Origin of the sequence: Chryseobacterium soldanellicola, assembly GCF_900100115.1 — a bacterium.
Classification (GTDB): domain Bacteria; phylum Bacteroidota; class Bacteroidia; order Flavobacteriales; family Weeksellaceae; genus Chryseobacterium; species Chryseobacterium soldanellicola.
Map to the genome: position 1 here is coordinate 618,413 of NZ_FNKL01000003.1, position 21,641 is coordinate 640,053.

A 21,641-nucleotide genomic window follows, 5' to 3' on the forward strand; every position below is an offset into this window, starting at 1 on the left:
AACATGAAAAAACTATTAAAAATCGTAGAAAGCAACAAGGCTTCACTGGGAATTAGATTTGCACATTTGATCATTGACAGAATTGTAGTGTATGCTTTGTTTTTCTTTTTTGGAATATTTTCTGCGCTTACTTATGAATTATTAAACATAGAATTCTTTTCGAATCTTACTGATGAATTGGCTGGCATGAGCAAACTTCAGGATATTGTGCTCACTTCTTTTGTTTATTTTCTATATCTCCTTTTAATGGAATATTTTACAAAAGGCAGAACTGTAGGGAAATATATTACAGGCACTAAAGTTATTAGCACAGATGGCCTAGAACCTACTTTCCAGGATTATTTTATCAGAAATATTTCAAGGTTTGTCCCTTTTGATGCTTTTTCTTTTTTCGGTGAAAACGGATGGCACGACAACTGGAGCAATACAAGAGTGATCAATATAAAAAATTATAAGGCTGAAAGCCAGGCAAAAGACGAGATAAACAGCCTGGGAACTAAAGAAAATTTTTAAAAAGCTTTTGTAAAGTAATATATTTTATTATATTTGCACACCTCAAAAATGGTAAACCATGGTACTTTGGCCGAGCGGCTAGGCAGTGGTCTGCAACACCATCTACAGCGGTTCGAATCCGCTAGGTACCTCAAAAACCTCTGATCTATGATTGGAGGTTTTTTTGTTTTTGAAACTGATTAAGAACAGTAAATATCTTTTTCAAGGAAAATAAATAAAGTTGCAATTAAGGAGATGTTTTATTGTTTAACCTATCAATGTCTTTATTTTCAAAAATCACTTTATAATAATTCATCTCGTTTTTAATCATGTAATCAAATGGATGATCTTGTGTATCATATACTTGATATGTGAATATTATAAATCTTATAATCACTGAAATTAATCCTAAAAAATATATCCACCTAGGCATATTTGCATTTAGATTGTTGTATTTATTTGTGAGATTGTCAAATTCTCTTGCTTTGATATTATCTGCAATCAAAGCTTTTTCAGTTTTTTCAATAGATTGTTGTATTTTTATTAGCTCTTCATAATTAATTTTAGCTTCAATATTTAATTCCATCGCTTCTTCTGCAGTTATATTTGGATCAGAAACCTTTTCTTGTATTTCCTTTGCTTTCTTTACATATTCAGGCAATATAGACTTAAAGGGTTCTGAAATAGTTTTAATATCTTCTCCAAATTGCGTATACTCATCCGGTGCCTTGTATTTATTTTCGTCTATCCTTAACGCAATGATAAATTGTTGATAGTAATAGAAGTTAACGATTAACGATACAAGTATAATTATTGTTGTATTAACTTTGCCACTTATTCCTTCAAACTCTAAAATCTCTATTGATAAAAAATTAAGTGATATTAAGATGATTGCAGCAGAAGTTACGACTGTTCTATTGCCAAAATTAAGTGCTTTTTCGCTTAAAAAATTATTTACATTACTATAATCTAAATCTTTAAGCTTTTGTTTATATTCCATAATCTATTAGTTTTCTCAAATATAATAAAAAAGCATCCTCAAAAAACAAGGATATCCTTGATCGATCAAATACCCCAAAAACTATCATTACGATATCTCTGATCTTAATTTAAGTTTTTGCATTAAAATTTCAAATTCTATTATTTAGCATCCCTAAGTTTTTATAGCTTTTTGGCAAATTTCTCCAACCTTATCATACTTTCACACCAAACAAAAAGTCCCCGTATTGCTACGAGGACTAAAAACTAATAACCATGAAAACTCAAATTAAACATGAGTGACCGCAAATGTAAGAAATGTTTCCCGTATCAATATCTATCGTTAACATTAATTACATCAATTAGCCTTAATTATAACACTTATTAACTAAAAATACCCACTTGCTAGTTCTATTTTGCGAATTAGGCTTTATCTCTTTTTCTTTGTTTAAAACAAAAGAGATTTTATTCTTAAATCTGTCAAGAACTGATTAAAAAATAAGTGGCGACTTTAATTGCAATTGTGGAACATGGTAAATAGGAGAAAATAAAAGCATTCGAGCCTGTACAAATATTTGTGCTGTTTCTTTGATCAGGCAGAATCTTAAAATGTAAATCAGCTTCATAACTTCAAAATCTTCTATCCTTAATTGTAAAAAAATAAGCTCTCATTTCTGAGAGCTTATTTTAGTTATTAAAGTATTTGTTATTGCTTGATAAATTTCTTCTGAACAGTTGTCCCGTTATCGTCTATGTCTATTACATACACTCCACTTATCAGCTTGCTTACGTCGATCTTATTGTTTAAGATAATGCCGTTTGACACCAATTGTCCTGCCGCATTATACATTTTATACTGAGCTCTTTTGCCAATATTTTTAACGTTTAATATCGTGGCTACCGGATTCGGATAGATAACAATTGCGTCCTCATCTACAAGATTAGGAAGTGGTTTTTTAGAAATCTTCACGGTATAATCCTCAACTTCACCATTTGCAAAGCCTGTACAATTCACAGGAATACCATCTCTCTGCATTGCCACTCTCATTACAACATATTTAAAGCTTGAAGAGCTTACAAATGCATCTGCTGGCACACTGAATGTTCCTGAAACAGGAGTAGTCGTATTCGGGCCTGAAGCATAGATTCTTTCATTGATATCAAAAGTTCCGTTTCTGTCGAAATCAATCCACACAGCTACTCCTTCACTATTACTGCCGCTTGATTTCTCGATAGAAATTTCGTTTCCTGAAGTACCTTGCACCAATTCAATAAATGTAGCTGAATTACCTGTATAATCTGTATAAGTTGACGGTCCTGAAGGATTTTCCATAACAGGTTTACCGTTTGGCTTCACAGTTACTTTTGAAATATGCTCCCCGGCTGCGCTATTTGAGGCCATTGGGCAGTAAACAACTGTTGGGGTAGTAAACAGGTAAGGCTGCGTATAAGTACCCGGAGTTCCGCTACATACGTTTACCACCTGCATTTCATATTTCGTTAATTCAATTAATCCTGTAAGCGTTACCGTATTTGTCGATACCGGAAGGTTTGTCCAGCTCGGAATACCTACTTTTCTATATCTTAAAATATAAGTCGCTCCCGGGAATGCATCCCAGATTACAACTGCACTTGTCGGAGTTAAATTCGTAATTGTTAATCCTGGAGGCGGAATATCACAAGTTCTTTCTGTTGTAAATACTTTAGGATTAGACCAAGGATTCAGTGTGTTTTCGTTATTACACATGTTCGCGATCTGAACCTCATAAGTAGTATAAACTGTTAAACCAGTAAGAGAATACGTATTTGTAGGCGCTGCCGGTAAAGCAATATTTGCACTCCATGTAGGGGCACCTACCACTCTGTATCTCATATAATAGGTTGAGCTGGCTGCAAGCGGAGCCCAAGTGATCAATGCCGAATTCGTAGTAATGTTACTAACCGTTACATTCGGAGGTGTAGGATCACATCTTGTTGTAAACTCTTTATGGGCATACGTTCCGATATTTGTATTACAAACTGCCGCTACTTCTACTTCATATAATGTTGCAGAAAGCAAGCCTGTTAAGTTATAGGTATTCGTTGTTGCCGGATAAGGTGAAGCAGCTACAGTGGTTGTAGACCATGTTGTAGTGCCTACAGGTCTGTATCTGATAGAATAAGTTGCCCCTCCACTATCCTGATTCCAGGTTAAAGTTGCTGCATTATGAGTAACAGCACTTACTGTTACCGTAGGAGTTACATTACTGCAAATTAATACTTTTATATTATCAACAGCAGCAGGAGGAGGCGTACCACCACTACCGTCATTTCTCCATTCAAACACCAAACGCATTGTTGAACCTGCGAAAGTGCTTAAGTTTTGAGCTGCATTCAAATAAGACTGCCAGGTTGTTTGCTGGTTATAATTTGCTCCGATCTGAATTCTTCCTGCTCCCGCAGTAATCTGAGTTCCTGCAACCGGTGTAAAAGATGCCGGAACCAACCAAACTCTTAAGTAGTCAAAAGAACTTTCACCATCCGCTTTCCAGTCAAATCCTAAAGTAGCAATGGTAGTTCCCGCAGGCACGGCAATATCTCTGTAGGCATGTACTGTGCTTGTTGAAGAAAGATTATATCCGTTGGTCGTTCCTCCATCATTTGAAATATAGATAGAATTGGCAGGATTTCCTGTTGCATTACCATAGGCCCATTTGTTAACCTGAGAACCGCTTGTAAATCCTAAATCATTCGTCGTAGAAAAATTCTGAACATAAGGAATTGTCGCCGGGATCTGCGTTGTCGTAAAATTAGGACCTGCTACCCAAATACTTTTGTCTGTCGGGCTACAAACTGAGCGTACCCACCAGAAATACGTTGTATTCGCAGTAAGAAGCGTTAAGTTGGCAGTCGTCCCCGCCACTGCTGTTCCCGTTGTAGCAGGAGTCGGAGGCGTATTCGTAGTACTTACATAATACTGATATCCGTTTCCTGGCGTTTGCGTCGGAGCCGTCCAACCTAATGTAGCCGTTGTAGCTGTAATGGCAGATGTCGCCATCGCTGTAGGCACAAAACAAGTAGGAATAGATAAATTAATATTATCAATCGCTCCCGGAGGAGGAGTACCGCCACTGCCGTCGTTTCTCCATTCGAAAACCAAACGCATTGTTGTACCTGCGAAAGCACTTAGGTTTAAACCTGTATTCAGGTAGGTCTGCCAGGTTCCCTGTTGATTGAAGTTACCTCCAACCTGCACTCTTCCCGCTCCCGCAGTAATCTGAGTTCCTGCAACGGGCTGAAATGAAGCCGGAACCAACCAAACTCTTAAGTAATCAAAAGAACTTTCTCCGTCTGCTCTCCAGTCAAAAGTAAGCATTGTAGTAGTCGTTCCCGCAGGAATCGCTATATCTCTGTACGCATGAACTGTACTTGTTGATGAAAGGTTATAACCGTTGGTTACTCCATTATCATTTGAAATATAAATAGATTTTGAAGGATTTCCTGCTGCAGTACCATAGGCCCATTTATTAACCTGAGTACCGCTTGTGAATCCTAAATCATTTGCTGTTGTAAAATCCTGTGTATAAGGAAGCGTTGCTGGGATCTGTGTTGTTGTAAAGCTCGGACCGGCTGTCCAGATACTATTATCTGTCGGGCTACAGATTGAACGCACCCACCAGTAATACGTTGTATTTGGCGTAAGAAGCGTTAAGCCTACACTTGTTCCTGCCACTGCAGTTCCCACAGTTGCAGAAGTCGGAGGTGTGTTTGTCGTATTGTAATAATACTGGTATCCGTTTCCTGGCGCAGGAGAAGCTGCCGTCCATCCCAATGTAGCACTGTTGGATGTTATTGCAGAAGTAGCCGGCGCAGTAGGAACCATACATGTCGGAACTAAAAACGAAATATTATCCACAGAAACCGGTGGTTGTGTTCCGGCGCTGTTATCATTTTTCCATTCAAAAACCAAACGCATTGTTGAGCCTGCAAAAGTACTTACGTTTACCGTTGTATTAAGGTAATTCTGCCAAGAGGTCTGCTGGTTAAAGTTACCCCCGATTTGAATTCTTCCCGCTCCTGCCGTAATCTGAGTCCCGGCAGTGGGCGTATAAGTTGCAGGTACCATCCATACTCTTAAAAAATCGAATGTACTTTCTCCCCCGGCTTTCCAGTCAAATGAAAGATAAGCCGTTGTAGATCCTGCAGGAATCGTAAGATCTCTGTAAGCCTGTACCGTACTTGTTGTATTCACATCATACCCGTTTGTCGCTCCATTATCATTCGAAATGTAAATAGAACTGCCACTGTTACCAACTACAGGGCCATAAGCCCATTTGTTGACCTGTGTACCGTTTACAATCGTAAGATCATTCGCTGTATTGAAGTCCTGAAAATACGGTAATGTTGCTGGTGCCTGACCGTAGAGATTCGAAATGAAACCTACGTTTATCAAACACAGAAGAAGTACTAAAAAAGTAGAAAATTTCTTCATAAGTCAATCAGTTATCATTATTTTATATTAATCGTACAAATCTAAATCGTTTTTTGAACATATTTAGTATATATTTTCTTTTTTTTGCGCAAATTTTATTTAAACAATGATTTAGCAATAACTTAGTGTTTATGAATAATTTAACACATTATTTCTAATAAAATCAATCATATTTTTACACATAATTACAAGATCAGCGAAAGAGATAAATAATTATTAATTTTCACATTAAAATATTATTCAATTAAGCTCAAAAATTAATTTACAAAAACTTATTTTAGCTTAATAAAATTGAGTCTGATTTATGTATTACATTTAAACTTTTCATTAAATATTCATTAATATGTTCTTTAGGACTGGATTGCTTGATGTCTCAAATTAAATTTAATCATCAACTTAAACAATTAACCTACAGCACATTACATAATCTACATAAATAATTGTTTATTAGAATTTTTTACTTCAAAATAATATAAAATAAGGAAAATATTTTAAAAATAAGCTGATTACAGTCATGTTTTTAATTTATTTTATTCTTTATTTTTGGTAAATAATTTTAATTCATTAAAAAGTGAAAAAAGTTTCAATCTTAATCGCAAATTATAATAACGGAAAGTATTTTGAAGACTGCTATCACTCTTTAGTGAACCAAACCCATGAAAATTGGGAAGCTATTATCGTGGATGACTGTTCCACAGACAATTCTTTGGAAATCATCAGGGAAATTATTAAAAATGATAACCGTTTTATTTTAATATCCAACGAAACCAACAAAGGTTGCGGTTATACAAAAAGAAGGTGTGCTGAGTTGGCAACAGGACATTTTTGTGCATATCTGGATCCGGATGACGCCTTATTTCCTTATGCTGTAGAACGCTCTTTGGAAGAATTTGAGTTAAATAACGAAATAATCGCAACCTATTCACAACTCCAGTTTTGTGATGAAAATATGAGTCCGCAAAAGACCTTTGATAAGATCAAGCAGGTACAAAACGATAAGTATTTTTTTAACTGTCCTATTCAAATATCTGCATTTTTTGTTTTTAAAAGAGATATTTATTTAAAAACTTCCGGAATAAACCCGAATTTAAGAAGTGCAGTAGATCAGGATCTTTATTTAAAATTATTGGAGCACGGAAATCCAAAATTTATCCAAGAAGTATTGTATAAATACAGGCTGCACTCAAGTGGAATTTCCCAGCAAAGCTCTAAGCAGGGAGCAAAAGATTCTTTTGCAAAAGTGATTCACGAATCCATGAAAAGAAGAGGAATCGAGACCATAAATAACAGACCTGTCCCAAAAGAGTACACAAATTCTGAGGAAATTTACAAGCTTTTGGAATATCAGACCAAAATATTGTACAGAATACAGGCCAAAGCAAAATCTATATTTCAAAATTAAGGTTGCTTTAAAAAAACAACTTTATATCAAATCCTTTCAAATTGAAAGGATTTTTGGTTTCCAAATAAAAAAAGCCCCCTAAAAAGGAGGCAAAAAACACAAATGATGAAAAAAAATTTTTTATATCGGAATATAAATTATAACAAATTTAATTTATAATGTTGGTTTAATTTATGATTACAATCATATTACTTAATTCAAAAAAAAGACCCCTAGTAAAAGGAGCCTGAAAAATATAGGTCTAAAAAAGTATGCTTAAGAAAGAATTAATTCAAATATATAAACAAATCAATAAAAAAAATATGAGCGTAATCATATTAGGGAATTAAAAAAGCAAGACAATAATGAATCAACATTAAAATAAAAAACCAACTGACATTCAGTATTTTAAGATATTTTCTGAATTTTTAACATTACTTAACTTAAACTTGGCTTCATAATTGGAAATATAACATCAAAGTCGATTTGACTTAAATGAGTTTAAAATTTGGATTATGAAAAATATAGTAATAACAGGTTTATTGTCAGTTTTTTTATTGACAGCCTGTAAAAAAGACGATCAGGTAGCAGAGAAATCACTGGATCAGCAAAAAATGGAATTCCAGATGAGACAACTTGAGATAGAAAAGCAAAAATTAGCCATTGAGAAAGAAAAAATGGCTTACGAAGCGCAGAAAAAAGCCGACAGCACCGTAGAAGCTCAAAAAGCAAAAACAGCGGCTGCCAACTCAAAACCACAGGTAATCAGAGAAACACACACCATATATAGAGACAATCCGAGCTCTTCCAGCAACGGAAATTATGCCAATAACGGCAGCAATGCATCACAGGGGACAACTGCAACCCAGAAAAAAGGGATGAGTAAAGCCGCAAAAGGTACAATTATCGGTACTGTAGGTGGTGCTGCTGCAGGTGCAATTATTGCTAAGAAAAACAGAGGACTTGGTGCCGTAATCGGCGGTGTTGTAGGGGGTGCAACTGGTTATACGATCGGTAGAGCGGGTGACAGAAAAGACGGAAGAGTACAGCCACGTAATTAATTATTTTCACGATAACATAGAAAGATTGCTTATTTTTAGGCAATCTTTTTTTTATGCTTTTAATTCTTTTTTCAACAATTCTCATTATTCCGGCTCTTTTAGGTCTAGGAAAGGCCGTTGAAAGTATTATCAGAACGTCTTTTTCAGGAATTTCAGGAAAAATTTTATTGGGAATTTTTGGAGTCAGCATTTTTTGGACGATTCTTGCATTTTTTCTTCCTTTAAATATATATGTAGAAATTTTTACAGTTCTGATCGGTATTTTTTTCTTTTTTAAAGATAAATTATATCAGGAATTTCAGTTTTTAAAGAAAGATTATTTTTTATTATTAAGTATTTCATTAATTATTTTATTCTGCAGTTCTTACTATCCTTATATATTGGATCATTTCGGATATTATGTTCCGACGATAAAATGGCTCACAGAATATGGTTTAGTCAAAGGAATTTCAAATCTTGATCTTACTTTGGGACAAATGTCGGTATGGCATATTTTTCAGGCAGGATTTTCAAATTTTTCGGATCCATTTTTGAGAATGAATGCTGTTCTATTGATTATTTACGTAATTTATAGTATTGAAAAGAAAAGCTGGATCCAGCTGTGTTTCATTCCGGTTCTGCTTTTATTTTCACAGTCGCCAAGCCCGGATTTGCCAGTCATTATTTTTTCATTAATTATTTTAAATGAAATTTTACTTAAAAATAAAAATACTTCCCTCCTATTTGCTTTTTCCGTTTTTGTTTTTGCCATAAAACCAACGATGATCTGGCTGCCGATTTTGAGCTTTTTCTACACTATATTAATTGTTAAATCTGATTTTAAAAATCTGCTTCCGGGAATTTTAATCATTTTCCTGTTTTTCATTAAAAATATATGGACGTTCGGACATCCGATTTTCCCTGTTTCAATTATAGATATTGGAGTTTACTGGAAACCAAATCCTGAAGTTTTAAAGATTTCTTCACAATATGCTATTCAGAAAACCTACGATATGCAATATTCTTATGAGGAAATTCAAAAATTCTCTTCATTTAATTATATTAAAAACTGGCTTTTTTTAAACGGAATTAAATCAAAAATTAATATTCTTTTTATCATAAGCTTAATAATATTCTCAGTTTTTGCTTTCGTTAAAAAGAAAAAAATCATTTTATTGATCTGTATTTCATTAATTATAAAAAGCATTTTGGTTTTGTTATTTTCAGCGCAATACAGATTTTTTATTGATGTATTTTTCGTGATCTTTTTCGTTATTTTCTTTACTTATTTTGACAAAAAAAAATCAATTGCTGCATTTTCTTTTTTAAGTATTATTTCCGTTGGATTGCTTATTTTACCAAATATTCTACAAACTTATTTACCGAGCTTCAGATTAGGAAATTTCATAGGGAAATTCAAAGTTGAGCAACTTTACAAACCTTCAGTGTACGAACCTACACCGTTTGATACTTTTAAGGTCGGAAATCTGAAATTCAATGTTTCAAGAAAATATCCTTATAATTATGAAACTCCAACTCCGGCAATTTCATCAAGTTATATTTTTGATTATGAAAAAGCAGGAATTTCCCCTCAATTAATTGATAAAAACAATATCAAAAAAGGATTTATGTGGAAAAAATTAAATCCTGAAGACAAAAAAGAAGCTCAAAACATTATCAATTCTATCAACAATTCGTATAAATAGAACAAATTTCCGGGTAATTTTATGTGAAGAAAAAGCCGTAAATTTGTGTCATGTTAAATACTCTAGGTAATCTTCTCAGTCTTACAACATTTGGGGAAAGCCACGGTCTGGCTTATGGTGGGATAATCAATAATTTTCCGGCAGGTTTAACGGTTGATTTCGATAAAATTCAATACGAATTGGATCGCAGAAAGCCCGGCCAGTCGGCTATTGTTACTCAGCGAAAAGAAAGCGACACCGTAAAATTCATGTCAGGAATCTTTGACGGAAAAACAACCGGAACTCCCATTGGTTTTATCATCGAAAACGAAAATCAAAGATCAAACGACTACGATCACATCGCCGATTCGTATCGTCCGAGTCATGCAGATTTTACGTACGATCAGAAATTTGGAGTAAGAGATTATCGTGGCGGAGGAAAATCTTCTGCCAGGGAAACCATCAATTGGGTGGTTGCCGGAGCTTTAGCAAAACAATTGTTATCAAATATTGAGATTAACGCTTATGTTTCATCAGTCGGAGAAATTTTCTGTGAAAAACCCTATCAGGCTTTAGATTTTTCAAAAACCGAAAGCAATGAAGTCCGTTGCCCTGATGCGGAAACTGCAGAAAAAATGATTTCAAAAATTAAAGAGATCAAAAAAGAAGGCAACACGATCGGCGGAACAATTACCTGTGTCATTAAAAATGTTCCTGTAGGAATTGGTGAACCGGTTTTTTCAAAGCTTCAGGCAGAATTAGGAAAGGCCATGTTAAATATCAATGCCGCAAAAGGTTTTGAATACGGAAGCGGATTCTGCGGTGCAAAAATGACAGGAAAAGAACACAACGATCTTTTCAATGAAGATTTTACAACAAAATCCAATCTTTCAGGAGGAATCCAGGGTGGAATTTCTAATGGAATGGATATTTATTTCCGGGTGGCTTTCAAACCTGTAGCTACGATTTTAAGACCTCAGGAAAGTGTCGACAAATACGGAAATCCAGCCATCGTAGAAGGAAAAGGAAGACATGATCCCTGCGTAGTTCCGAGAGCTGTTCCCGTTGTAGAAAGCTTAGCCGCTTTTGTGCTGGCTGACCTATTTTTGATCAACAAAACCAGAAATATCAATAATTTTTAAATATAAATTTTTAGTAATGGAAAATTACTGGGAAAAAGGGATTTCTTTCGAAGAATATGTACACATAGGAAGAGAAAGGCTTGAAAATCCATCTAATCAACAAGAAATTGATTACAAACACTATTACGAATTGGGACTTCAGAGAATGGACAGGACCTTAAAAAAGTACATCCCGGATGAAGAACAATTAAAAGAATTAACCTCAAAAAACTTTGACGGGAAAATTTTAATCATTTCCGAGGTTTGGTGTGGCGATGCAAGCGCAACAGTGCCTGTTTTAGTTAAATTTTTTGAAGGTAAAAACGACGTAAGAATTTTCCTTAGAGATAATGATAAAAGCTTAATCAACCAATTTTTGACAAACGGAACAGAGTCTATTCCGAAAGTTATTATTCTGGATAAAGATTTTAACGTAAAAAATTCCTGGGGACCACGTCCAAAATACGGAAAAGAATTGTTGATGAAATACAAAGCAGATCCCGAAAATTATACAAAAGATCATTTTTATAATGATCTTCAAATGTATTATGCAAAAAACAGAGGCAAAGATGCCGTGCAGGAAATATTGGAATTGTTGTAATTAAATTAACATTTAAAAGATCCTTCGACTGCTTTGCGCTCAGGATGACACCGGTAAATTATACCGCTTATAAAAGACAATTAGTATTAGCGACGTCATCCTGAGCGCAAAGCAGTCGAAGGATCTCAACAGAATCAACTTTTTGCAATTCAAAATTTACAGATTTAAAATAATTTTTATTAAAAAAGTAAAAATGAAGAAAAATTTAATTTATATCATATTAATAGCCATTATCGGAGTCATCGCTTTTGTTCCGGGGGTGAAAGACAAATTGAAAGAGCTGTTTTTCCCGATCGCAACCATTGAAAATGCCGTTCACATCAGTGATGAAGATTACGATATCGATTTACAGGGAATAAATGTTCCGAGCACGAATCTGAAAAATTTTAAAGGCAAAAAACCTGTTTTTCTGAATTTTTGGGGGACCTGGTGCCCACCGTGCAGAAAAGAATGGCCTACCATTCAAAAATTATATGACACTAGAAAAGGAAATGTAGATTTTGTATTAATCGCGATGAATGATCAGGAACCTGCCGTAAGAAAATTTTTAGCAGAAAATAAATACAACGTTCCCGTTTATATCGCTCAAAGCCCGATTTCTGAAAAATTGTTACCAAAAGTATTCCCTACAACTTTTCTTTTAGACAAAAATGGAAGGATTTTAATTAAAGAAGATGCGTACAGAGATTGGAACACAGAATCTGTACATCAATTCATTGACAATATTATTAAATAATTTTTAACTAAATTTTATAATTAGTTGGTACAAAATTTGCGAAATCTGTATTGTTAAGAAATTATTTAAAAACTAAACACAAAATGAAGTATTCTAAATTAAATTTAGCAAAAGAAGCAATCAGCCATAAAGGCTTCGTTAAAAAAATACCTGATATTTTCAGAATGGTAAAAATGTGGAGAAAAGGATCGTATCCTACAAAATCACTGGATATTATTCTGCCGCTATTAGGATTATTATATGTGATCTCCCCAATTGATCTGCTTCCTGATTTTGCACTTCCGGTAATAGGCGTTATGGATGATCTGGCAGTGTTGTCATTAACAATTCCGAAGCTGATCCGGGAAGTCGACAAATTCTTGCTTTGGGAAGCCGAACAAAAATATAAAGACAGCGATGCAAAAGTAATCGATGCCGAAATTATAAAATAATAAAAAATCATCTTTAAAGATGGTTTTTTATTATTTTAAAGTGAATTGTCAATTGTTAATCTGCTTCTCAGTGAATTTTAAAATCGCACTGAAAAAATTTTAATTAAAAAATTGACCATTAACTTACGAAGTAAAACTCACAATTCACTTTTTCACTTGCGAAGCAAAATTCACAATTGACTTTTAACATCATTTCCTTAAATTTGCAACATCTAATAAAAAATAATGGAAAGTAAAAAAGAATTCTTTTTGGAGTGCTACAAGCTAGGTATCATAAAATTCGGAAGATTCACTTTAAAAAGTGGTATTGAAAGTCCGTTTTATGTAGACTTAAGACCTTTGGCTTCAGATCCTAAAATTTTAAAAAATCTTGCGAATTATTTACTGGAAATGCTCCCTTTGGATAATTTCGATCTGATCTGCGGGGTTCCTTACGCTGCACTTCCGATGGCAACAGCAATGTCTTTGGAAAGCTACATTCCGTTGATTATCAAGAGAAAAGAAGCTAAAAATTACGGCACAAAAAAATTAATTGAAGGAATTTATCAAAAAGGGCAAAACTGTCTTTTGGTAGAAGACGTAATTACTTCCGGAAAATCTTTGATAGAAACCATCGCCGAAGTTGAGCAGGAAGATCTGAAAGTTGCTGATATCGTTGTTGTTTTAGACAGAGAGCAGGGCGGAAAACAGCTTTTGGAAAGCAAAGGATACAGAGTTCACACACTTTTCAATATTTCGGAAGTCTGCAATATTCTTCAGGAAAATGGAGAACTGACAGATGAAGAAGTAAAAAGAATTCACGATTTCTTACAGGGAAACCATATTCAGTTTGAAGAAAAAACAAGATCTTCTTACGAGAAAAAATTAGAATGCTCGCAACATTCGGTTTCAAAAAAATTATTAGAAACAGCTCTAGCAAAGCAATCCAACCTTATTGCTTCTGCTGACGTTACGACAACTCAGGAGCTGTTGGAATTGGCGGAAAAAGTAGGCCCACATATTATTGCATTAAAGACTCACATCGATATCATTTCTGATTTTGATTACGAAAAAACAATCATCCCGTTGAAACAATTGGCTACAAAATACCAGTTTTTATTAATGGAAGACAGAAAATTTGCCGATATCGGAAACACTCAGGAACTTCAGTTTACAAGTGGAGTTTTTAAAATTACTGATTGGGCAGATTTCGTTACTTCTCAGGTGATTGGCGGTTTTGAATCGCTAGACTGCTTCAAAAATGTAGGTGTTGTGGCGATTATCGGAATGTCTTCAAAAGGTACTTTAACGACAAATTCTTACAGAGAAGAAGCCTTAAAAGTAGCTTTATCTCATCCAAACGTAATTGGTGGAGTTTCTCAAAACGAAATTCCGGAAGACCTTTTACTGTTCACTCCGGGAGTAAATCTTGCGGATTCAGGAGACGGAAAAGGTCAGCAGTACAATACACCTGATCATGTTTTTAAAACACTTCACACAGATTTCATTATCGTTGGAAGAGGAATTTATAAGTCTGAAAACCCTGAACAGGCAGCTATAACTTATAAAAATGAAGGCTGGAACGCCTATTTGAATTCTTTAGAGAAAAAAGTAACTCAGAATTAATTTTTCTTTCCTTACTTATATTCAAAATAAGTTATATTTGATACTTTATCGAAAAGTGTTGAGAAAAGTTATTAGTATTTGTCTTATTTTGTTGGGTGTTGTGGAGGTTTCTGCACAAAAGGACAGCATTTATGTTGAAGCAAAATTGTCTTCGGATAAAAAAGTGCTGGAAATCAATCAGGAAGTGGTTTATTATAACAATTCCGGGAAAGATTTAAGTAGAATAAAACTTCTCAACTGGGTTTCTGCTTACAATAAAAGAGGTACTTCTTTGGTATACAGAAAGCTGGAAGACAGAAATAACGATCTTCATTTTGCTAAAAATGAAGAATTAGGTAAAATTTTAAACCTAAATATTAAAAACGGAGATCAATCAATTCCTGTAAGTTCTGTTTCTGACGAAAATATTTTTCTTCCCTTAAATGAAAGTTTAGAGCCCGGAGAAAGCGTCAAATTACAACTGCAATATCAGATGCAGCTTCCTGATAAGAAATTTACAGGCTACGGAACATCTGATCAAAATATAGCTTTAAAATATTTCTTTATTGTTCCGGATCGTTTTGATCCGGACAATATTTCTACGAGAAATTATCACGATATTGAAGAATCCGTAAGCTTCAACACGTACTGGACGGTCAATTTTGACCTTCCTGTCAATTATTTTATTGAAAGTAATCTTTCACAAATTCAGATGAATTCTTTTAAAGGTTATCTGGATACGGATCCTGAGTTTTTAATTTCCCAAAACGAATATCCTTCGATAAAAATTAACACAGAAGATATTAATACCGAAATAAAATTCGGGTATAATATAAAACCACAGGAAAAACAAAGTTTGGAATTTTACCTTCCTTTGCACTTAAAATTCCTGAAAGAAAGAATTGGTTTTGTTCCTGAAAGATTGTTTATTTCTGATAAATTCAGGGGTAAAGAAGATTTTTTCGGGAATAATGACATTAAATTTTTGACTTTTAAATTCCAGTTATTTACAGATGCAGAAAAAACAGATCTCGACTATTTCGGAATCATCGCAAAAAAAATATTAGACGAAAGTATTATTACAGATAAACAGGATAATCATTGGTTTAAAAATGGTTTAAAATCTTATCTGGAAATTCAATATATCAAAAAGTTTTACAGCGAAACAAAATTATTGGGAAATCTTCCTGAAACTAAAATATTAGGAGTAAAGCCATTAAAATTATTTCATGCATCAAATGTAAAGCTTATCGATCGTTATGGGCTGGCTTATCAATATATTATGTCGCAAAATCTCGATCAGAAAATCGACGAAAAATTTTCTGTTTTAAGTAATTTTAATGACATGGCAATCAGCAGCTTTGAAACAGGAAGCCTGTTCAGCTATTCTGCTGAGAAAATGGGTTATGAAAACTTCAATAACCTGTTAAAAGATTATATTGCAAAAAATACCGACAAAGAAGCTGACCCAAAAGATTTTCTGAAAGAGCTGGCTGAAAAAGACAAAAGAACTCAGTATTTATCTAATTTTTTAGAGCAAAAAAACAGAGTTAATTTTAAACTAAAAAATTTCAGAAGAGAAGGTGATTCTTTGCATATTAAACTGACAAAAAATACCGATGCGGCAATTCCTGTAAAACTGGAAACGCAAACGAAAGACGGCGATAAAAAAACGTATTGGGTTGAAACTGAGGAAAATGAAAAAACAAAAGTTGTTTCGATTCCCTCCCTTGATATTTACAAAATAACGCTCAATAACGATTATATTTTCCCGGAATCAAATTATAAGGATAATTTTCTCTATACAAAAGGATTGTTTTCAAATACGCGAAAAATTAAATTTAAGCTAATAAAAGACATTCCAAATCCTGAATTCAGTGAAATTTATATAAGTCCGAAAGTACGTTTTAATAATACGTATGATAAATTTACTTTGGGAATCAATTTTAAAAATCAATCGTTATTTGAGCAGAAATTCCTGTATTCCGTAACGCCAACTTACAGTACGGGAACCAACAAACTTGTGGGTTCAGGAGCCGTTTCCTATTCTTTTTTACCCGCTGAAAGCATTGTGCGAAGCTTGACTTTTGGAGTTTCAGGTTCGTATTTTCATTATGATTATGATTTGGCATACAGAAAAGCATCGTTTTTCTCTAGTTTAAACTTCAGAAAAAACCCAAGGAGCACGGTAAGCCGCGGAATTGCCTTTTCTTACAATTATTTTGAAAGAGATTTGAGCCCTGCAATGATTGCCAAACAGGATTACGGGAAATACAATCTTTGGAGTTTAGGTTATGGATATACCGATAATCAGATGATTCATGAAAAAAGTATAAGCATAAGCACTCAAGGGATGGAAGATTTTAACAAAATCAATGCAGAAGCTTTTTACAGATGGGAATTTGCGCCAAAACAAAAATTAAGTTTAAGACTATTTACCGGATATTTCATGAGAAATGATACCCGAAATAATACTTTCAATTACGGTATTTCAAGAGTCTCTGACTATTCTTTTTCCTATAATCTTTTAGGTCAAAGTGCCAATAGCGGGCTTTTGTCACAGCAGTATATCTTGGCTGACGGAGGTTTCAAATCTTTTCTTCCGGGAAGTGTCAATCAATGGATTACCTCTTTCAACGTAGATTCGAGTGTCTGGAAAATTTTTCATGTGTATGCTGACGCGGGAGTTTATAAAAACAAAAACCAGCCAACGCAGTTTATTTGGGATACCGGGATCAAAGTGCGTGTAATTCCTGATTTTCTGGAAGTGTATTTCCCGATTCAGTCTTCTTTAGGTTTTGAGCCTTCTTTTAAAGATTATGCAAAAAGAATCAGATATACTTTGGTTTTAAATCTTGGTTCTATCATCAATGCTGCAAGAAGAGGCTGGTACTAAATAAAGAAAACAGCTACAAAAAAATGTAACTGTTTACTGGATAAAATTATCTTAAACTAATCTTTTAAAATTTTCTGCGAGACGGGTTCGTTATTAATCGTTCCTATAACGATATAATTTCCTTTTGGCAAATCTGACACATCTAAACTTAAAATATTTTTTGTTGATGTTCTTTTTATGATTCCGCCTGCTGTATTATAAATCTTAATATTTTTCACCTCAGTTCCGAAAAGCAATTCATTTTCTTTTACAAAAGCATTTTGAATGAAATTAAATTTAGCTCCAATATCATTGATATCTGAAACAGCCAATGTTGCTGTTCCTGGCGATGCTGTTGCGATCGTAAAATCGACGGTATTATTATTCGTATCTCCGGAAATTCTTGTAATAGAAGTTGTTGTGGCTGGTGATGGTGCCGGTCCCGGGCCTTCATATTGATCTGCGGCTCCGTAACCAACAAAATCCAGGACATTGGTTGCTGTGGGGCCTGTAACCTGCGCTGCATTACTTGCTAAAACCACTTTTCCCGAAGTCACCGCAATTCCGATTCCTATAGATGGATTTGGGGTTCCATTAAAATTAATAACGGTTGTTGCAATAAAATTCGGACTTGGTAAATTAACTGTTCCGCCACCGCCGGTCGCTTCCTGTATTAAATACGTCTGTCCGGGATTTAAACTGATATCCGGTAAAGTATGATACTGTGTGAAAGCCCCTGAAGCGGGAGCATATTGTATTGTTGCACCTGTAAGGGAGGCTGTGGCCGGGCCAATGTTTTTTAATTCAATAAAGTCATTTTTTAATGTGGCTCCTGAATTTCCTCCACCTCCATAAATCTCACTAATAACAATCTGTGCATCCAAAAATGCAACTGCTGAAATTACTCCGATAACAGTAAATATTTTTTTCATGATAAATATAATTTTGTGTGGTGTTATCATGAAAAATGCAAAAATGATACCACAAAATTATATTAATCTTAAAATAACGTGTATATTTTTAATATAATCAAATGTCAGCAGCAACATTTTTATATGGATCATAAAAAAACGGCCGCTTTGTTGAAGCGGCCATTTAGACTTATCTAAACCTAAAACTTTCGGTAAAAGCTTAAGTTATCTGTTCTAAGATTTCTTTTCCTGCTTCTACTCTTATGCCCAATATATAAAAACGTAAGCCCCGGCTCAATGAGCAGAGACTTACTAAACACTAATTAAAAAGGATAAAGTCCTTTGACTATTAAAGTTGATGTAGTAAATATTAGAATTTAGATTCCGAATATTAAACTTACAAACAGTAGGTTAAAATTTAAAATTTTAGCACTAAAATTATTCTTATTACTCATTGCCATCCATAAGCAATCCGTTTTTGGCATCAAAACTTTCGACTATTGATCCTGAAAAGTATGATACTATTACGGACAAGGCACAGATTTTTTACCTGAACCATATCCTGAAATATATGTTGGTGGGTTCACTGTCGATTGTGTTACCGTTACAGTATTAGCGGTTGAAGTATTCCAAACAACAGTATCAAAATAATTACCATTTATTAATTCTAAAGGAAATAACGGACCTCCTGAAGTCTTACTCCCAAACATTGTAATACTTCCTGTAGCACTAATAATTATTCTCATCACAGGATTTGATGCAGTCCCAGTCATAGAATAAACTCTCACACCATTTGGATTTGCATCAAGTGGTCCGGCGTAATTTGTACCATCTGCAAAACGCACAGTTGCTGGTTGATTACTATTATAAGAATAAGTATAAATTTGTTTATTAGATATCCATGTTCCATTAATACTCATATCAAAAGAATCATCTAATGTGTAAAGATCAAGTGTAAAACCACCATCCGTGCCGGGTTGGTTGAATGTAATCGGAGTTCCGTTTGTACTGCTAAAAGACTGACCAGATACATCTGTCATACAAGCACTACCACCTACAAATACTGTAATTGTACAAGATTTGCCGCCAATAACAATGGTAAAATTGGCTGCTCCTGACCTGGTTGGTGTTCCGGTAATCGTATAGATAAGATTACCATTTCCATTAGCAAAGTTTCCTGCACTTAAAGTAGCTGTTAGTCCTGTTAATCCCGTAGAAGAGACACTTTGTGCTGCATAAGGACCACCATTACCCCCTGTATAAGGAACTGAAGAGGTAACACCACTGGCAGGTGTTCCGCTAACAAGAGTACCGCTATTGGTTTCATATCCACATTTTAAAGTTGTTATGGTTCCATCGCCTGCTACCGTTCTTGTGAATGTACAAGATTGTCCGCCAATAACAATGGCAAAACTGGCTGTTCCTGAACCCGTTGGTGTTCCGGTAATTGTATAGGTAAGATTTCCATTTCCTGTGGCAAAGTTTCCTGCACTTAAAGTAGCTGTTAATCCTGTTACTCCTGTAGAAGAAACACTTTGTGCTGCATAAGGACCGCCATTACCCCCTGTATAAGGGATTGAAGAGGTAACGCCACTGGCAGCTGTTCCGCTAGCAAGAGTGCCTGTATTGGTGGCACTTCCACAGCTTAAAGTCGTTACGGTTCCTCCGGCAGGGCATTCACAAAAACAGTTGCTCCATGTGTTATTCCCTTTATAAATCCTTACACAGTCTAATGTACTGTCATAAATCATAGTTCCAGGAATTACTTTTCCTCCTAAGGGATTGATAATGTTATTTGGGCTTGAGTTTGTAGGTAAAACCAATCCCATATTATTTGTTGTTGGTTTGTTAATGTCCAGTGCTCCTCTTGGTGTGGGAGTTCCTATACCCACTTGTGAATATATCACATTCGAAAGTAGCATTAATAAAAATGCTATCATAATTTTTTTCATCCTTAAATGCTTGTTTAAATTAGTTTGCAAATATGATGATGAAAATGATAAAATACACAAAAAGTGGTTTACCATTGATATACCACTATAATATAAATACTTGAATTACAATAATATAACATAGACATCAATTATATTTTACAACTTATTTAGCCAACAAATTTTCTTAAATTAATGTTAAGTAGTATGTAAATAGTACATAAAAAAAACAATTTTTAACCAAAAATTTATTTCACATTGAAATGATATTTTTATAAATTACAAATACTTCAAACCCTTCATGCTATTAGTCCCATCATTTTCGCTAACAGAGCTTTTGAAGTCATAATTAATTGAGCTCAGGTCTTTAGCTAAATTCTTCGACCCTCTTCACACAATATTATCCAGTAAATTGACACAGACGAAAAACCGTGAAAGGTTTTTATCGATGATTTCGGTCAAACGTAACTATCTATATATAATAAAAGAGCCGCTTCAGTGAAGCGGCTCTTTCAAATTTATCTAAACTAAAAAATTAGTCTTTTAAGATTTTTTGAGAAACCTGTTGGTTATTTACGCTACCTGTAACGATATAATTTCCTTTTGCAAGATCAGAAACGTTTAAAGTTTCGTTTTCTTTAACAGAAGCAGTTTTCACAACTTGTCCAAACATGTTATAAATTTTCACATCTTTAGCCTGGGCTCCGAAAGTGATCCCTTCATTTTTCACGAAAGTGTTTTTTACAAAGGAGTTTTGTAATCTCACTACATCACTAGTTCCTAATGTTGCTGTTGTAGTTACTACGACATTATCAATATATGCTCTTTTTGCAGTAGTTGTAAATGTGATCGTAGAGTTAGCAGCACCTCCAGTGAATGTGATTGTTTTATGTTCAGTAGTACCTGACATTACAGCTGTGTAAGTTACAGTCTGTGTAGCTAAATTAGTAACTGCAACTGTAACATCACCTTCAACAGTTGTCCATCCTTTAACATCAAAAGCTACAGTAAATGATCCTCCACCTGTTGAAAGATTTAAAGGAATAGATGTCATTGAACCTGTTAAAGAACCTGTTCCCAATTTAGCCATTCCACCTGCTTGGTAAACTTTTGTTCCTGTAGGGAAATTTGCCACATTGGTACCGGCAGTATAAACATCTGTCCCATCAGGAGCTGTAGCACCCGTACTTGTAGTATTACCTCCAAGTGCGTAGGCAGAAAAGGTTTCATTTAATAAGACTGTTTGAGCGAAAGCAGTTGTTGATAATACAACTATCGCTAATAAAGAATAAAGTTTTTTCATGACTGAAATTTTAATTATTAATAATTTACATGGCAAAATTACAGGTTTTTTTCAAAACAAGACAATATTTGGGTTAATTTATTGTTAATAATACTAAAACC

The 21,641-nt window shown here is 34.3% G+C and carries 15 protein-coding genes and 1 tRNA gene; 11 read left to right on the forward strand and 5 right to left on the reverse strand.

What is annotated here, in order from left to right:
* Positions 1-3: 3 nt before the first annotated feature.
* Together BLT04_RS12380 and BLT04_RS12385 are read left to right on the forward strand one after the other, a co-directional pair.
* On the forward strand, positions 4-513 hold the full coding sequence (locus BLT04_RS12380) for an RDD family protein (protein WP_089756112.1): 510 nt from the start codon (positions 4-6) through the stop codon (positions 511-513).
* A 60-nt stretch (positions 514-573) separates the two neighbouring features.
* Positions 574-644: transfer RNA gene (locus BLT04_RS12385), tRNA-Cys, on the forward strand.
* A gap of 95 nt (positions 645-739) precedes the next feature.
* On the opposite strand, the gene BLT04_RS12390 is transcribed toward BLT04_RS12385, so the two are convergent.
* Together BLT04_RS12390 and BLT04_RS12395 are read right to left on the reverse strand one after the other, a co-directional pair.
* Positions 740-1,492: a hypothetical protein gene (locus BLT04_RS12390; RefSeq protein WP_089756113.1), complete on the reverse strand. Its 753-nt coding sequence runs from the start codon at positions 1,490-1,492 to the stop codon at positions 740-742.
* Between the two features lie 684 nt (positions 1,493-2,176).
* Entirely contained in the window at positions 2,177-5,941 is a 3,765-nt protein-coding gene (locus tag BLT04_RS12395; RefSeq protein WP_089756114.1) for a fibronectin type III domain-containing protein, read from the reverse strand.
* A gap of 571 nt (positions 5,942-6,512) precedes the next feature.
* On the opposite strand from BLT04_RS12395, the gene BLT04_RS12400 reads away from it, so the two are divergent.
* The 9 genes from BLT04_RS12400 (at position 6,513) to BLT04_RS12440 (ending at position 17,416) form a co-directional block, all read left to right on the forward strand.
* Positions 6,513-7,343, forward strand: a complete 831-nt coding sequence (locus BLT04_RS12400; RefSeq protein ID WP_089756115.1) for a glycosyltransferase family 2 protein — start codon at positions 6,513-6,515, stop codon at positions 7,341-7,343.
* Between the two features lie 494 nt (positions 7,344-7,837).
* On the forward strand, positions 7,838-8,383 hold the full coding sequence (locus BLT04_RS12405; protein ID WP_089756116.1) for a YMGG-like glycine zipper-containing protein: 546 nt from the start codon (positions 7,838-7,840) through the stop codon (positions 8,381-8,383).
* A 53-nt stretch (positions 8,384-8,436) separates the two neighbouring features.
* Entirely contained in the window at positions 8,437-10,068 is a 1,632-nt protein-coding gene (locus BLT04_RS12410) for an LIC_10190 family membrane protein (RefSeq protein ID WP_089756117.1), read from the forward strand.
* A gap of 50 nt (positions 10,069-10,118) precedes the next feature.
* On the forward strand, positions 10,119-11,189 hold the full coding sequence (gene aroC, locus BLT04_RS12415) for a chorismate synthase (RefSeq protein ID WP_089756118.1): 1,071 nt from the start codon (positions 10,119-10,121) through the stop codon (positions 11,187-11,189).
* Between the two features lie 16 nt (positions 11,190-11,205).
* Positions 11,206-11,769 carry a thioredoxin family protein gene (locus BLT04_RS12420; protein ID WP_089756119.1) on the forward strand — a complete coding sequence of 188 codons (564 nt, stop codon included), beginning with the start codon at positions 11,206-11,208 and terminating at the stop codon, positions 11,767-11,769.
* Between the two features lie 193 nt (positions 11,770-11,962).
* The gene (locus BLT04_RS12425) at positions 11,963-12,505 is read left to right on the forward strand and encodes a TlpA family protein disulfide reductase (RefSeq protein WP_089756120.1); all 543 of its coding nucleotides are present in this window, start codon (positions 11,963-11,965) and stop codon (positions 12,503-12,505) included.
* 83 nt (positions 12,506-12,588) lie between these two features.
* The gene (locus BLT04_RS12430) at positions 12,589-12,936 is read left to right on the forward strand and encodes a YkvA family protein (RefSeq protein WP_089756431.1); all 348 of its coding nucleotides are present in this window, start codon (positions 12,589-12,591) and stop codon (positions 12,934-12,936) included.
* A 225-nt stretch (positions 12,937-13,161) separates the two neighbouring features.
* Positions 13,162-14,541, forward strand: coding sequence for an orotidine-5'-phosphate decarboxylase (gene pyrF / locus BLT04_RS12435; RefSeq protein WP_089756121.1), 1,380 nt, complete (start codon positions 13,162-13,164; stop codon positions 14,539-14,541).
* A 37-nt stretch (positions 14,542-14,578) separates the two neighbouring features.
* Positions 14,579-17,416: a gluzincin family metallopeptidase gene (locus BLT04_RS12440; RefSeq protein WP_089756122.1), complete on the forward strand. Its 2,838-nt coding sequence runs from the start codon at positions 14,579-14,581 to the stop codon at positions 17,414-17,416.
* A gap of 56 nt (positions 17,417-17,472) precedes the next feature.
* Here the strand turns inward: BLT04_RS12440 and BLT04_RS12445 are convergent, their stop codons facing one another.
* From BLT04_RS12445 to BLT04_RS12455, 3 genes are all read right to left on the reverse strand, one after another.
* Positions 17,473-18,327, reverse strand: coding sequence for a lamin tail domain-containing protein (locus BLT04_RS12445; RefSeq protein WP_089756123.1), 855 nt, complete (start codon positions 18,325-18,327; stop codon positions 17,473-17,475).
* 503 nt (positions 18,328-18,830) lie between these two features.
* Entirely contained in the window at positions 18,831-20,246 is a 1,416-nt protein-coding gene (locus BLT04_RS12450; protein ID WP_170828474.1) for a hypothetical protein, read from the reverse strand.
* 526 nt (positions 20,247-20,772) lie between these two features.
* Positions 20,773-21,540: a T9SS type A sorting domain-containing protein gene (locus BLT04_RS12455; protein WP_089756125.1), complete on the reverse strand. Its 768-nt coding sequence runs from the start codon at positions 21,538-21,540 to the stop codon at positions 20,773-20,775.
* Between the last annotated feature and the right edge of the window lie 101 nt (positions 21,541-21,641).

What these genes read in the sequence shown, in the direction of transcription:
- BLT04_RS12380 (WP_089756112.1), top strand. Translation starts at nt 4, where the DNA reads ATGAAAAAACTATTAAAAATCGTAGAAAGCAACAAGGCTTCACTGGGA.
- BLT04_RS12390 (WP_089756113.1), bottom strand. Translation starts at nt 1,492, where the DNA reads ATGGAATATAAACAAAAGCTTAAAGATTTAGATTATAGTAATGTAAAT.
- BLT04_RS12395 (WP_089756114.1), bottom strand. Translation starts at nt 5,941, where the DNA reads ATGAAGAAATTTTCTACTTTTTTAGTACTTCTTCTGTGTTTGATAAAC.
- BLT04_RS12405 (WP_089756116.1), top strand. Translation starts at nt 7,838, where the DNA reads ATGAAAAATATAGTAATAACAGGTTTATTGTCAGTTTTTTTATTGACA.
- BLT04_RS12410 (WP_089756117.1), top strand. Translation starts at nt 8,437, where the DNA reads ATGCTTTTAATTCTTTTTTCAACAATTCTCATTATTCCGGCTCTTTTA.
- aroC (WP_089756118.1), top strand. Translation starts at nt 10,119, where the DNA reads ATGTTAAATACTCTAGGTAATCTTCTCAGTCTTACAACATTTGGGGAA.
- BLT04_RS12420 (WP_089756119.1), top strand. Translation starts at nt 11,206, where the DNA reads ATGGAAAATTACTGGGAAAAAGGGATTTCTTTCGAAGAATATGTACAC.
- BLT04_RS12425 (WP_089756120.1), top strand. Translation starts at nt 11,963, where the DNA reads ATGAAGAAAAATTTAATTTATATCATATTAATAGCCATTATCGGAGTC.
- BLT04_RS12430 (WP_089756431.1), top strand. Translation starts at nt 12,589, where the DNA reads ATGAAGTATTCTAAATTAAATTTAGCAAAAGAAGCAATCAGCCATAAA.
- pyrF (WP_089756121.1), top strand. Translation starts at nt 13,162, where the DNA reads ATGGAAAGTAAAAAAGAATTCTTTTTGGAGTGCTACAAGCTAGGTATC.
- BLT04_RS12445 (WP_089756123.1), bottom strand. Translation starts at nt 18,327, where the DNA reads ATGAAAAAAATATTTACTGTTATCGGAGTAATTTCAGCAGTTGCATTT.
- BLT04_RS12450 (WP_170828474.1), bottom strand. Translation starts at nt 20,246, where the DNA reads ATGATAGCATTTTTATTAATGCTACTTTCGAATGTGATATATTCACAA.
- BLT04_RS12455 (WP_089756125.1), bottom strand. Translation starts at nt 21,540, where the DNA reads ATGAAAAAACTTTATTCTTTATTAGCGATAGTTGTATTATCAACAACT.